Raw genomic sequence first — 13,949 nt, 5'->3', positions numbered from 1 at the left:
GAAACAGTTCGCGCTTTAATAAGTTTTCTTTATAATAATAATTATGCACATAATAGCTAAGATTCATTTTTATTGCCGATAAAATTGTACATCGAGCTAAAGAGATATATTCGGTTATTTTATTAGGAGGTTCAGTTTGAAAGTATATCTGGATATTTTACAGGGATTTAACGCACAAGAATTTCAACAAGATTTAATTAGTTGGTTTGAACAGGAACAACGGGATTTACCTTGGCGTGTCAACAAAGACCCATATCGTGTTTGGGTTTCTGAAATTATGCTGCAACAGACACGTGTGGAGGCAGTTAAGCCTTACTATAAAAATTTTATGGAAAAATTCCCTACATTAACTGATCTAGCTGATGCAGCTGAAGATGAAGTATTGAAGGCCTGGGAAGGACTTGGATATTATTCTCGTGCTCGTAATTTACAGGCTGCAGTGCGCGAGGTAAGGGATACGTACGGTGGGATCGTGCCGAATACACCGGAAGAAATAGGGAAATTAAAAGGTGTTGGCCCGTATACGAAAGGTGCGATTTTAAGCATTGCTTACGATATACCAGAGCCGGCCGTAGATGGAAATGTAATGCGTGTTATGTCACGAATCTTATCCATATGGGAAGATATTGCGAAACCTAAAACAAGACAACTGTTTGAAGATGTCATAAGGCAGGTAATTTCTCATGATAATCCTTCCTACTTTAATCAGGGATTAATGGAATTGGGCGCTTTAATCTGTATTCCTAAAAACCCGTCTTGTTTATTGTGTCCTGTTCGTCAGCACTGCCGCGCTTTTCATGAGGGAGTACAAAAAGAGCTACCTGTAAAAAGCAAGGCGAAGGAGCCAAAGCTAGTTCCAATCGTGGCTGGTGTGTTTCGTACACCAAATGGTAAATATGTAGTAAATAAGCGACCAAGTACAGGCTTGCTAGCAAATATGTGGGAATTTCCTAATGTGGAAGTAAAGGAAGGTATTACAAATCATAAGCAACAATTAATGTATCATATGAAGGAGCAATTTGATTTGCATGTTGAAGTGGGAGAGTATACATTAAACATTCAACATGGATTTACACATCGTACTTGGGATATTTTTGTATTTGAAGGTATGGTACAACAAGAAGTGATAGAAACAGAAACACTAAAAGTCATGTCGCGCGAAGAGATGGAGGAGCGAACGTTTTCAAGGTCACATCAAAAAATATATGAAGCATGTACAAAAAAGTGAGGCGGAGACCTCACTTTTTATTTTGGCTGTGTTAAAGTCTGATATTGGTAATGAACACTTGTTGATTGTAGTAAAGAGATAAGACTTTTGAGGGAAAATCGAACGTTCATAAAGAAAATCAACAACGAGTTTTAATAGAGCGTGTTTTCAGTCATAGATAACATGCGTTCCGTGTGTCCAATCGGCCTCTGCACGTTGCATGCCACCTCTCTGTTCAATTTCCTTTACAATTTCTTTGTAGATTGTTTGTCCTTCTGCGTTTAAATAAGGCATCATTTGCTGAAGAGAGTGATGAAAATACGCAAGTTCTTCTTTTTTCCACTCTGATTTGGATATCATGGACAGCTCTGTCATGTCACGACCAACATACATATAAATCCCCCTTGCTTTAATAATAGTTGTACATATTTTTTACCAACTTGCATTTTTATAGTCTCAATCAAGATTTATTTTATATGCGATTTTAAAGGTGTTTTTTTTTATCTTTTTTACGGATATTTAAAAAAGTGATTGGTTACATTATCTTTTGTGGAGGTGATAATGATGAACAATAAACAACAAGCCAACAAAACAACAACTGGCACAAGCATTCAAAAGGTGAAACAACAAAACGCTAACTACGGCGCTGAGTTCTCTACAGAAACAAGTGTTCAGCACGTAAAAGAGGCTAACAAAAAAGCAGAAGCTAAAAAATCTCAAGCGTCTGGCAAATACGGCCAAAACGCGCAACAGTAAGAACAATGACACTCCCTTAATCAGGGAGTGTTTTTGTGTGCTAATGGACAAGAAAGCATCCATATATATAAAGTATTATGACCAGACACAGAAATAGACAAAACTTCTAACGAGTCTACAAATGTTGTCAAAGGGGAATAATAGAGAAGTACGAATTACTTTATACAACAGGAGAGAAGGAGCGATTGTCATGAATGAATTTGATCGTTTAGTCGAAGCACAACTGAAAACAATGGATCAATTACTCGATCTGCAAACAACACTTGAGCGCTATCAAATCGCGTTTCGTACGGGAGAAGATGTAGCAGAAAAAATTTTAGATACAAAACAACAGCTTCAAGGAATACAAGAACTGTTTGAGATACAAACGAAGCAAATTATTGAATCGTTTGAACGAGATCAAGCCGTACATACTTAAGAGCCGCTCTTACGGAGTTGGCTCTTTTGTTTTAAAATTTTGAAATAACCGTTATAATAGAAAATAAAAACAAAATGACGGATTAGCTTCCAAAATGAAAGAAGGGAGAAATATGGACTTCCCCAAAGAAGGCGAAAAGATACAAATACATAGCTATAAGCACAATGGGCTCATTCATAGGATTTGGGAAGAGACCACGGTTTTAAAAGGAACACAAAGTATCGTCATCGGTGCAAACGATAGGACACTTGTGACAGAATCAGATGGTCGTACATGGATTACAAGAGAACCGGCTATTTGTTATTTTCACGGAAGCCAATGGTTTAATATTATTGGGATGCTGCGCCATGATGGTATCTATTACTACTGTAATGTAAGCTCACCGTTTGCATACGATGAAGAAGCACTTAAGTATATTGATTATGACTTAGACATAAAGGTATATCCTGATATGACGTATACGCTTCTTGATGAAGACGAATATGAGAAGCACCGGGTATTAATGAATTATCCCGATGTAATAGACAGCATTCTAAAGCGAAATGTGGAATCTTTAAAAGAATGGATTCATCAAAGAAAAGGACCGTTTGCGCCGGATTTTGTAGATTTATGGTACGAGCGTTACTTGATGTATAAGGAGTAATTCATTCTAAAGTCTGCTGATGCATATTCGGCAGACTTTTTTCGTACCATCTAAGGTGAGGGGGGAATAAAGTGAATACAATGAAACGCTATTTGCGCTTTGTTTTACCATATAGAGGGCAAATCATCATTACACTCATTATTGGAATTGTTAAATTTGGAATACCGCTTTTGTTGCCACTATTGCTAAAGTACATAATTGATAACATTATCCAAGGGACAGGCTCGTTTTCGGAAAAAATAACTGAACTTTGGATAGCAATGGGAGGAGCTGTATTCGTGTTTGCTGTGTTGCGCCCGCCTATCGAATATTATCGGCAATATTATGCACAAAGAATTGCTAGTAAGGTATTGTATGATTTGCGCAAGAATATTTTTGCCCACTTACAAAAACTAAGCCTACGTTATTATGCTAATAACAAAACAGGTGAGGTCATTTCTCGTGTTATTAACGATGTAGAGCAAACGAAGGACTTTGTTATTACTGGCATGATGAATGTTTGGTTAGATACAGCAACGATTGGAATTGCAATCGCTGTTATGTTTTCTATGAGTCCGAAATTAACGGCGGTTTCCTTGCTTATATTGCCTTTTTATATAATTTCTGTTAAATATTTCTTTGTACAATTGAGACGTCTTACAAAAGAACGTTCGCAGGCATTGGCGAGTCTACAAGGGTATTTACATGAGCGCATTCAAGGGGTAGCAGTAACAAAAAGCTTTGCACTTGAGTCGTACGAAGAAAAACAATTTGCCAAGAAAAATGGTGCGTTTCTTGATAAAGCGTTGGAGCACACGCGCTGGACAGCTAAAACCTTTTCCACCGTTAATACATTGACCGATCTTGGACCACTGCTTGTTATTGGTTTTACCGCATATCTTGTTATTCAAGGTGATATTACGCTTGGAACAATGGTAGCTTTTATTGGCTATATGGATCGCTTATACAATCCATTACGCCGGTTGGTAAACTCTTCTACGACGTTAACGCAGGCATTTGCATCCATGGACCGTGTATTTGAGCTGATGGATGAACCGTACGATATTACAAATCAAGCTAATGCCATTACAGTGAAGAAGGTAGACGGAAAAATTCAATTTAAGGATGTTTCTTTCCGTTATGAAGAGGGAGAAGAATATGTATTAAAACATGTATCTCTACTCATTGAACCGGGAGAAAATGTCGCTTTAGTTGGTATGAGCGGAGGCGGAAAGTCATCGCTTGTTGGTTTAATTCCTCGTTTTTATGATGTAACAGAAGGTGCTATTTTTATTGATGAAGTCAATGTACAAAGTTATGATGTGAAAAACTTACGAGAACATATTGGTGTTGTGCTCCAAGATAATATTTTATTTAGCGATACGATTATAGCCAACATCTTATATGGTAAACCTGATGCGACAGAAGAAGAGGCAATCGCAGCTGCTAAAGCAGCAAATGCACATGAATTTATTATGGCGTTTCCAAAAGGATATCACACTGTGGTAGGGGAACGTGGCGTCAAACTGTCAGGAGGACAAAGACAGCGCATTGCAATCGCGCGCGTATTTTTAAAGCAGCCGTCCGTGCTTATTTTTGATGAAGCAACATCGGCGCTTGATCTTGAGAGTGAACAATATATCCAGGCTGCATTACAAACCTTGGCTAAAAATCGAACAACTTTAATCATCGCACACCGTCTTGCAACGATTACGCACGTTGATAAGATTGTATATATCGAAAATGGCGAAATTAAAGAGGTTGGTACGCATCAAGAGCTACTGGATAAACAAGGGCGTTATTATGAGTTATACAATATACAAGACCTGGGAACATAAAAAACCTATGCATCTGCATAGGTTTTTTAACATCATGAAAAGACGAACATTCTGTTTTGTAAGAGAAGAACGGTTAGAATCGCTTTTCTTATTCATCTTCACGTTGTTCCTCTATATTTAATTCACTTTCAGGATTATGGTAGGTGTAAAAGCTACCAATCAATCGGTCAAGATGCTCGACTTGTTCACCATATTCGATAATGGAAGAGATGAGTGGGAACAAATGGAGCCACGTTTTATATTCATCCTCATTTTCAGGATGTTGACATGCCATAAAAGAATGAAGAAGTTCGTTTCTTCTTGTGCAAACTGCTTCTAGCATATCAAGGGGTTGGTGCGTTTTTGTTTTGCCTATAAATTTTAACATAACCTGCTCATGGTAATTTACAAGACAATCAAGTTCGGTTTGAATAAGATTTCGTACTTGAGAGGGCATGTGAAGTACTTCATTCTCTAAACGATGCAAATGTTTTAATGTATCTAAGGCGCGCGTCGTTGTAGTAAGCATTTGACGGAATAGAACAAGTTTGCGTGATTGCGCATAGCGAGCTTTCTTTGTATAACGTCTCTCTTCCTTATATAGAAGATAAAAATGGTTCATTTTTATCATTTTTTCTTTCATCCGATCAATATCGGTTTTTAAAGTAACGAAATCTGAAGCTTGTCGGATATTCATACGAATCCACTTTAAAATTTCTTCAGTATTGTTTGTGATTTTGTAATACAGCTTTGTTTCATATTTAGGTGGCATGAAAACCAAGTTGACAACAAAAGCGGCTAAAACGCCGACCATTATTGTTACAAAGCGAAGTAAAGAAAAGTTCAAAAAGTTTGGTCCATGATACTCCATAATGGCAATAACAGTAACGAGGGCAACGGCAATGGTATTTTCCATGCGAAGCTGCTTTGCCAACATAATGACTAACACAGCGGTCAAACCGATGATAAATGGATTATTTCCAAACAATAATACAAAAGCGATAGAAAATACAGCTCCAATCACATTCGCTTGTAATTGCTCAAGTACTGTTAAGTAGGAGCGATATAAAGAGGGCTGAATAGCAAATACAGCCGAAATACCGGCGAATACTGGTGAAGGAAGCTCCAAAAGCATAGCCGCATATAAAGCTAGAGTAATAGCAATACCCGTTTTTAAAATCCGAGCACCAAGTTTCATAACAAAATATAAGTCCTTTCTTAATCACATAGTGGATTCACAGTATGATACTATACATGGATTATATATAGTTAGCAAGAGGTTTTTTATGACGAAATGTGGAATGAAAAGTGAAAATTAAAAACCATATATTTTGATATGGTAGAGAAGAATAGACAGAGTATGAGTGCGTAAGAAGAGCAAATACTTGGCAAGATCATGAGCATGTAGTAAGTATGTCTTTGGCTTGCATTCTCCTGTTATGTTAGAAAAGTAACTTGTATATAGGTGTAAGGATTGGCAACACCAAACTAGACAGTTTTATTAAGGTGCGTCCTTTGGTGCACCTGCGCTCTAAATGATGATTTCTAGGTTAAAGATGGCATAAACGCAAAGAAATTCAGCCGGAATGTCTTAGATAGGATGCTGACTTTGCAACCTTTGAGCAAATATGCGTTTTATTCTTACGGGTATAACGTTAGGGTTGCGGAGCACGAGAGAGTGTAGAAGTAAGTGTAGGTGTCCCACAAGTAAGTATGTAGCTTAGATAATATGATTGAGAAAAAGACTTTGCGGAAATCGCAAAGTCTTTTTGATATGTTGTATTATATTTGTCAGGAGAACCTCAGCCTTATGGAGCTGAACGAGCCGCTTTCGCTTTTTTTGTGTCCAGCTACAGCGGCTAGCTCCTCCGGTCTGAGAACCTCGCCCCATAAAGGCAAAAAGCGCCTTTTTGTGCCGAGAACCTCAGCCTTATGGAGCTGAACGAGCCGCTTTCGCTTTTCTTCTTACTCCGTAGAGACTGCTGGGTCTGCTTGTTCTTTTGTTGGGATGACTTCTAGAAAATTTCCGCTAATATCTAATAGTAAATCAGTGACGTACTGAGCCTCGTCTTCTTGGTTGCTGAGGCGAAGCACGTGTGCGTAATGCAGGAGAAGCTCTGTAATATCGGCGACACCTGTGCTGCTGACAGCTTGTAAGGTTACGTTAGCACCTTTGGCGATGCGACGAGTGAGGGCTTCTTTAGTGAGTCCCATTTCCGGCTGATGTCTTACGTAGATCACTCCACCTGTCATACCTGCACACATCCATGGACCGGGATCGCCAAGCACAAGACCGCGTCCATTTGTCATATACTCAAATGCGAAGCCTTTAATGTTAGCGCGTCCTCCGATGTTGCCATATTCTTGTTTTGGAATGGGACGTGTAATGCGTCCGCCAATAATCATATCAGCACCAGATAAACGAATGCCGGCACGCGCATCTGCGTTACCTTGGACGTATAAAGCGCCTTTTTGTGCTCCATAGCCGAAACCTTTACCAACAGAACCGTTATAGAAGCGACCATCTTTTCCTTTTCCTTTTAAGACGTAAATGTCACCACCAAGAGATGTTTTACCAACACCGTCTTGTGCCCCGCCATTCACATGGATGGCAATATTATGACTGTTATAAGCACCAAGGCCGTTCCCTGGAATACCGTCAATTTTCAGTGAAATCGGTTCGAGCTTTTCGCCTGCCAGCTTAGCACGTACGCGATAGCAAGACTCCAATCCACCTAACACACGCTGTTCTACTCCAACAGCAACAAGCTCTTTTGAGACTGGGACAAAATTGCTTGTGTCACATGCTTTGACAGTTGGTGATTCCCCTGTAGCTTCTTGTACAGCTAGCAGATGACTTAAATCCAGAGCGTTAGCACCTCGTACTTGTTGTAGCAGGTCAGAGCGTCCTACAAGGTCTTGCACATTGCGAAAGCCGAGTTGTCCTGTAAGTCTTTGTAGCTCTATACCAAAGGTTGTGAACAAATGTATTAAACTTTGTACTGCCGCATCAAATTCACGTGGTACGAAGCGACGAAGTCCATGTTCTTTCGCTTGCGCTTCCGATTCAATTTGCGTTGCAATTCCGACATGGCAAGTGTCAAGGTGGCAACCGCGGCATGTAGTACAACCAATCGCCACCATGGACAATGTACCGAAGCCAATGCGATTTGCGCCTAATAGCATAATTTTTAGTGCATCTGCTACACTGCGAACCCCACCATCACCCCAGATTTCCACTTGGTGACGCATACCGGCTTCTAAAAGAGCATTATGAGCAGCTTTTACACCAATTTCAACAGGTAATCCCACGTGCTGCAGGGCATGGATACGAGCTGCCCCAGTACCACCATCAAAGCCGCTGATATTAATGAAATCCGCACCTGCTTTAGCAATTCCAACAGCAATTGTCCCGATATTCGGCACAACTGGTACCTTTACAGCAACTTTTGCAGCGGTGTTAGCTGTTTTGATTTCAGCAATCATCTGTGCCAAATCTTCGATAGAATAAATATCATGATTGTTGGACGGGGAAATCAAGTCCGAACCGATTGTCGCATTTCTCGCTTCGGCAATCTTAGCGGTTACTTTAGAACCTGGTAAATGTCCACCTTCTCCAGGCTTTGCGCCCTGCCCAATCTTAATTTCAATTAAATTTGAAGAGTTTAAGAGTTCCGCTGTCACACCAAAGCGTCCGGAGGCAACTTGCTGGCCGCGTGTGTTCGGATACTTACCAATCATATCTTTAATTTCGCCGCCTTCTCCGTTCAAACTAATCATGTTGAGACGATTTGCTGCTTCTGCATAAGCACGGAAAGCTATTTCATTTTGGGAACCAAACGACATAGAACTGATAATAAACGGAAGAGCGTGCCTGCCGGTCTGTGTACTGACCAGTTCTGTGGGTACGGGTGTATCCGCGGTTATAAAATCAGTTAAATGTCGAATCGCTACCGGCGTTTTCTTTTCAAGTTCTTCTAATTTTTCACGATAATCATCGTAGGCATTTCCTTTTGCAATATCTCCAATAGCTTTCCATACACGAGGAAAAATGTGAAATGTTTTGCGCGTCTTCACGTTAGGCGTATGAAAGTCTTCGGCACGCTTTATGGCGTCTTCCTTCATTGCGGCGAAACCGTATAAACTGTCAGAACCAAGGAAGTTTACAATATTGAGTGCCTGTGCAACTTCTTCATGCAAGCCGATGGCGGAGAACAGTCTGCCATAGCCGCGCAGTTCATGAATACCAATAGTAGAAATAACTTTCTCCAATCCTTTATTGAGCGCATTGTATAGGTTGATGAACGGTTTTGTGTCCTCATCTCCGACAGTGGCAAATGCGAGATATGGGCTAATTGCATCTGCACCCAATCCATACACTGTCACAAGATCATGAAGAGAGCGAATAGCACCAGAGCGTAGGACAATAGAGCAATCACGGCGTAATTGGGCAGAAACAAGTACCTGCTGCAGACGACCTACAATGACGTGCGGATCAATCCATAAGTTGTCGTGTTGATGAGCAAGTGCATCATCTACAACAAGAAGAGAAGAACCTTGACGTACGGCACGAATTGCTTCATCGCATAAACGTTCCAAAGCTTCAGCTAATGTTTCACTATTTTTATATACAGCTTGTAACGTATAGGTGCTACCTGCAAATATATTGTGAAGTTGTTCTAGTGTGAGTGAGCCGACAGCTTTTGCAGCCTGTAACCCTACTGTTCCTTCTAATAAAAGTGGGGAAGGCAGCTCGAGAACTTTTGCTTTCTCCTGTAATCCAAACAAAGCGGGGCGTTTTCCCAATACTGTTCGAGTCGAGAAATGCTCGATTTCACGGTCGCGGTCAATGGCTGGATTTGTCACAACAGCCACACTTTCTTTTAGAAAGTCCGCTACATTGCGTCGTCCTTCATCCAAAGCTGCTAAAGGTGCATCATGACCAAGCGAGCGAATTGGCTCCGCGCCTTTTTCCGCCATTTGCTCTAGAAGTTGAATATGCTCTCTGTCCCAACCAAACGCTGCATATTGTCTCTCTTCTATTTGTACAGTAGACTTCATTTCGGATATGATTTCAATTTGAGGTACGTTAAGATGAGAGCGGAAATTTTCCACAGTTTGCTTTTTACTGAATCGCTTGTAAACCTCTTCTTGAAATTCTTCATACTCATAAACAACCATGATATCTTCGTGCCATTTCAATCCTAGCTTTTCACCAGGCGCAAGGGCTTTTGGCTCTGCTACATAATCACTTGGTGCTACAACACCAGGCTCTGAAGCAAATACGTAAGATGTGCTTGTTTCTACCTTCCAAAGCGGGCGCAGACCAAGAGCGTCAACACTAAATACAGCTTCATCTTTATATCTCGAGATAATCCCAGCCGGACCTTGGGCGAAATGTCCCCAAGCTTCGCGAATATACGTATATAAATCCTGCAGGTGTGGTTTATATAAACGAATTTCATTTATAATTGGCGGAAATAAAATATCCATTGCTTCAAATAAGCTATACTTATGACGAGATAAAAGTGTATCAATTGTACGATTCAAGTCTTGAGAATCACTTCCCCCAAATGTGAGGGGAACACCTGCCATTTCCGCTTGGTCGCGTAGTTTAGCGATTGTATTAATTTCTCCATTATGACCAATTACACTAAATGGTTGTACACGAAAAAAATTTGATAATGTATTAGTAGAATAGCGATTATGTCCTAAAGTCATAGTGGATGCGATGAGTGGGTTCGTTAAGTCCTTATAATAATTGACAAGTGTATCTCCTGCTCCCATGACTTTATATACAACATGATCCACGCTTAACGAAGCAACATGAACAGCTGGGTTTTGTTCTAGTGCGATGGTAAGATCAAAGAGTTGTCTATCTATATCTTGTAAAGAAGTGCTTGTAAAAGCTGTTTGCCAAAATATAGGTTCCCCAGCTTTGCCGAGGGGACCAAGGGCTTCAGAGTGCACCACGTCTTGTGCTTCAAATACCAATGCTAACCCGAACTTAGAGAACGTTTCTCGCATTTTTTCTTGTATAGCAACAGGATTGCTGGTCCGCTCTAAAAAAAAGTGTCCTACAACAAAATCAGGACGGTCTGTTAGAGATGGATCAATGCCGCTATGACTCAACTTTTCTTTCCACAGTGCAACAGGGAGATCAATATGGATACCAATCCCATCTCCTTCACCGTTAATAAAACCGGCTCGATGATTCATCTTCACTAATGATTCAATACAAAGATCGATATTTTGTTTTGTAGGTTGTTTCTTTTTCTCCATAACGGAAACGATACCACAGGCATCGTGTTCTGCATGTTTGAAGTCGCGAAACAGAGCGGGTGTCCATTTGTTCATTGTAGCCATAAGGCTGTCCACCTCCAGAATTAATATTTTCAAAATTAAATTTTTCATAATTATAAAAAAATTAAAGGCGTTTGTATACCTTTAGAATTAACAATTTAGAAAAGGGAGTCATCGTTTAATTAAAAATAGTCTTTAAAGCTACTTGTTTGCGCTTTAATAAGCAAAATGGGGAGGATATAAAATTTATAGCATCAGATTTTATCTGATACATGCCAAAAGTTTTGGTGTAACAGATAATAAATGAAACAATATTTTGAATAATTATACCATTTATGATGGTTTTATGAAATAGTAAAAAAGAAAAAGAGGGGGTCCCCCATAACCATCAACTTTAGCGAGGTTGCTTTTTAGTATGATTTGAATAAAAGTTTATAATTTGGGCATACTCAAATCCAGCTCCATCCTGTTTTTTGCAAGCGAAAAATGGTTCTTTTCAACTAACTTTGGAAAGAACCACTTTTATTTTGCATTAAACACCTTCTCTGCGATCGAGTAAAAAATTCGTTTCAAGGTCGTGTAAGGAATGTTCATTTTGGAACTAACGCATTCAATCGTTGTGCCAAGGCACAATTGATAAAGATACTCTCTCAAACGATTCGTCTGATGCTTTCGAGGAAGAACAGACTCATATCTTTCAGAGAATACATCTAAACAATTTGGGCATTTATACCGTTTGACATGGATAAGGAGATAAACATCTTTGTTCAGTATGGGAAGATCTCTTACCTTTCTTGTCCTTCTATCGTGAACAATGGAAGAAAGGAAGCCACAATGAATACAACGTTCTTCCCATGAATTTTTTTCGACGGATATGAGGTGATAATCTGCAAATTGATCGTGTTTAATAACCTTAAATTCTGGTAATCCTAGTGATAAAGAAAGTATTTATGGTTCCTCCTAATGTTTGGTTTAGTCGCTAACATTATTGCCAGGATTTCATAAATGCTTTCTTCTTTTGTTTAAATCACAAAATATGGTGATGAACCGTAAAATTTATGCTTAAATAGATTTACATTTCTATTTGAAATAATTTACAATTAAGTCTTGTTCGTATTTGTTGTAATTTCACAAAAAAGGGGGAGATTTTATAAAAAATAAGTATTTTGGCATTTTGATTGTCCTTGCAGTTATCGCTATTCCTGTTTTTTTTTCTTTTATATAGTAGCACTCTAGAAACCTATGAAGAGCATAGAGAGTCTGACATTAGATGGTTAACTAAGAAGGAAGGACAATTAACTTCGTGGGGAAGAGAAAGTTTAAATTTAGAAAGGGAAAATTCAGAAGAAAAACCGAAGGTTAGAGTAGCAATACTGGATAGTGGTATCGATAAGCAACATGAAGATCTAGTTGGTAGAGTTGTTAAGGAGTATAATGCAATAAATCCAAAAGAAGAAGTAAAAGACATATATGGTCATGGTACTGCTGTTGCTGGAATTATAGCTGCAAATAATAATACACAAGGAAAAACATGATCACTATATGGCCATTTTGACAAAAGGGGATTTATATATCGGAAACTCTTTAACCAAAGCACAAGCAGTAGCTCGGTTAAAATCATCAGACAGCAAAAATAACAATGTTTGGTCTAAATCGTATTCCCTTGCTGCTGCAATAGCACGGGAGGCTGGCGGAAACAGGACACCGATAGGACCTGAAAGAGATAAAGGTAAATCTTCTGCTGAAGGTTATTATTTCCACTTCCATTTGTATAATCGCACTGGTGGTCATTCATTCTATTACTAAGGGGGATGATAGAAAATATGGATTTAAAAATTGAAGAACTATACAAAAAGTATCTTAAACTTTCAATACCAAATAAATACTTATTATCAGATGTCGAAGATATTCTAATTAATGAATATTTGGCTAAATCACTAGATAAAAAAGAAATGGATTTTTTAGTTGATTTACAAGAAATTAATAAGTATGATAAGTGTTTTATCATTGATAAAGACGAAATACTGAACAATTTATTTACAGAGCAAGAAAAAAGGGAATTTGTAAGTTTAAAGGAATTAAATAAACAATTTCCCTTAGATCCCGATAAATCTACAAAAAGTGAAGTCGAATATACCCGCATTCAAGAGGGGGAATATTTGGTGATTTTTTTAGGAGTTGATAGTGAGGATTACCTTAAAGATATCAAACTTATTGGAAATAGTGAAAAATTGTTTGATAGATTAATTGTATTAATGGGAATAGATAAAGAAGATTGTAACCTAGAAAATAGAGAATTCCATGATTATTTGAGATCTCTTTCAAATTTAGGTTACTTAAAATCCGACTAAATATTTATGCAATGCTAAGAGGTATTAAAAACATGAAATTTAATAAAATTCACCCAATGAAAAAAGCTTAAATACCTCAAAAAGTCGATTCTTTCAGTAAGAATCGACTTTTTTAAATCCTAAATTTGCTTAACGTACAAAATTTCCGAAATGTTGGCTGTACCCCATGCCCATCAAGCTAACGAAACAAGTTTCCCCCAAAATGAAAAAAACGTTATTCTTTCAGGAAAATACTCAAAAAGGATGACGTTTTTTTATGGACCTCTCGCTTTCTGAAGAATTACATCTATTCTCACAAGAATTACAACGCTTTCTATCTCCAGTAGCCCTACAAGACATCGCCAAACAAGTTGGCTAGCGATCTAGTAAGTATCAAGCAAACGAACTCATGGCCCTTTGTGTATGGCTCAGTCAGGAAATCGCTAGTACATCGCTTACACAATTGTGCAGTCGGTTAGAAGCTTCCACTGGGGTA

The 13,949-nt window shown here is 38.7% G+C and carries 11 protein-coding genes and 2 pseudogenes; 9 read left to right on the top strand and 4 right to left on the bottom strand.

Annotation, left to right across the window (positions count from 1 at the left end; genetic code table 11):
• The first annotated feature begins 136 nt into the window (after window positions 1–136).
• Window positions 137–1,228 carry an A/G-specific adenine glycosylase gene (mutY, locus tag EEJ45_RS15435; protein WP_124565700.1) on the top strand — a complete coding sequence of 364 codons (1,092 nt, stop codon included), beginning with the start codon at window positions 137–139 and terminating at the stop codon, window positions 1,226–1,228.
• Between the two features lie 147 nt (window positions 1,229–1,375).
• Here the strand turns inward: mutY and EEJ45_RS15430 are convergent, their stop codons facing one another.
• Window positions 1,376–1,600 (bottom strand): hypothetical protein, encoded by a 225-nt coding sequence (locus EEJ45_RS15430; RefSeq protein WP_124565699.1) that lies wholly within the window; start codon window positions 1,598–1,600, stop codon window positions 1,376–1,378.
• 168 nt (window positions 1,601–1,768) lie between these two features.
• On the opposite strand from EEJ45_RS15430, the gene EEJ45_RS15425 reads away from it, so the two are divergent.
• From EEJ45_RS15425 to EEJ45_RS15410, 4 genes are all read left to right on the top strand, one after another.
• Complete coding sequence (locus EEJ45_RS15425) at window positions 1,769–1,963, top strand: gamma-type small acid-soluble spore protein (protein ID WP_245999968.1); 195 nt, start codon at window positions 1,769–1,771, stop codon at window positions 1,961–1,963.
• A gap of 190 nt (window positions 1,964–2,153) precedes the next feature.
• Window positions 2,154–2,381 carry a YgaB family protein gene (locus EEJ45_RS15420; RefSeq protein WP_164464308.1) on the top strand — a complete coding sequence of 76 codons (228 nt, stop codon included), beginning with the start codon at window positions 2,154–2,156 and terminating at the stop codon, window positions 2,379–2,381.
• 112 nt (window positions 2,382–2,493) lie between these two features.
• On the top strand, window positions 2,494–3,024 hold the full coding sequence (gene ntdP / locus EEJ45_RS15415) for a nucleoside tri-diphosphate phosphatase (RefSeq protein WP_124565697.1): 531 nt from the start codon (window positions 2,494–2,496) through the stop codon (window positions 3,022–3,024).
• A gap of 71 nt (window positions 3,025–3,095) precedes the next feature.
• Entirely contained in the window at window positions 3,096–4,841 is a 1,746-nt protein-coding gene (locus EEJ45_RS15410) for an ABC transporter ATP-binding protein (protein WP_124565696.1), read from the top strand.
• A gap of 88 nt (window positions 4,842–4,929) precedes the next feature.
• Here the strand turns inward: EEJ45_RS15410 and EEJ45_RS15405 are convergent, their stop codons facing one another.
• The 3 genes from EEJ45_RS15405 to EEJ45_RS19100 form a co-directional block, all read right to left on the bottom strand.
• Window positions 4,930–6,018 carry an FUSC family protein gene (locus EEJ45_RS15405; protein ID WP_124565695.1) on the bottom strand — a complete coding sequence of 363 codons (1,089 nt, stop codon included), beginning with the start codon at window positions 6,016–6,018 and terminating at the stop codon, window positions 4,930–4,932.
• Window positions 6,019–6,785: 767 nt separating this feature from the next.
• Window positions 6,786–11,186: a glutamate synthase-related protein gene (locus EEJ45_RS15400; RefSeq protein WP_124565694.1), complete on the bottom strand. Its 4,401-nt coding sequence runs from the start codon at window positions 11,184–11,186 to the stop codon at window positions 6,786–6,788.
• A 459-nt stretch (window positions 11,187–11,645) separates the two neighbouring features.
• Window positions 11,646–11,963, bottom strand: a complete 318-nt coding sequence (locus EEJ45_RS19100) for a transposase family protein (protein WP_369128224.1) — start codon at window positions 11,961–11,963, stop codon at window positions 11,646–11,648.
• A 338-nt stretch (window positions 11,964–12,301) separates the two neighbouring features.
• Between EEJ45_RS19100 and EEJ45_RS15390 the strand changes: the two genes are divergently transcribed.
• The 4 genes and pseudogenes from EEJ45_RS15390 to EEJ45_RS15375 form a co-directional block, all read left to right on the top strand.
• Window positions 12,302–12,658, top strand: coding sequence for a S8 family serine peptidase (locus EEJ45_RS15390; RefSeq protein WP_124565693.1), 357 nt, complete (start codon window positions 12,302–12,304; stop codon window positions 12,656–12,658).
• A pseudogene (locus tag EEJ45_RS15385) lies at window positions 12,639–12,929 on the top strand (SAR2788 family putative toxin); the annotation flags it as partial. The gene EEJ45_RS15390 and the pseudogene EEJ45_RS15385, both read left to right, overlap by 20 nt.
• Before the next feature lie 17 nt (window positions 12,930–12,946).
• Window positions 12,947–13,474: a hypothetical protein gene (locus EEJ45_RS15380; RefSeq protein WP_124565692.1), complete on the top strand. Its 528-nt coding sequence runs from the start codon at window positions 12,947–12,949 to the stop codon at window positions 13,472–13,474.
• A 256-nt stretch (window positions 13,475–13,730) separates the two neighbouring features.
• Window positions 13,731–13,949 (top strand): annotated as a pseudogene (locus EEJ45_RS15375) (IS4 family transposase); the annotation flags it as partial.

This window comes from Ectobacillus antri (genome assembly GCF_003852715.1).
Taxonomy (GTDB): Bacteria; Bacillota; Bacilli; order Bacillales; family Bacillaceae_G; genus Ectobacillus; species Ectobacillus antri.
The sequence above is the reverse complement of the archived record's forward strand: the minus strand, read 5'-3'. Positions and strand labels throughout refer to the sequence as shown.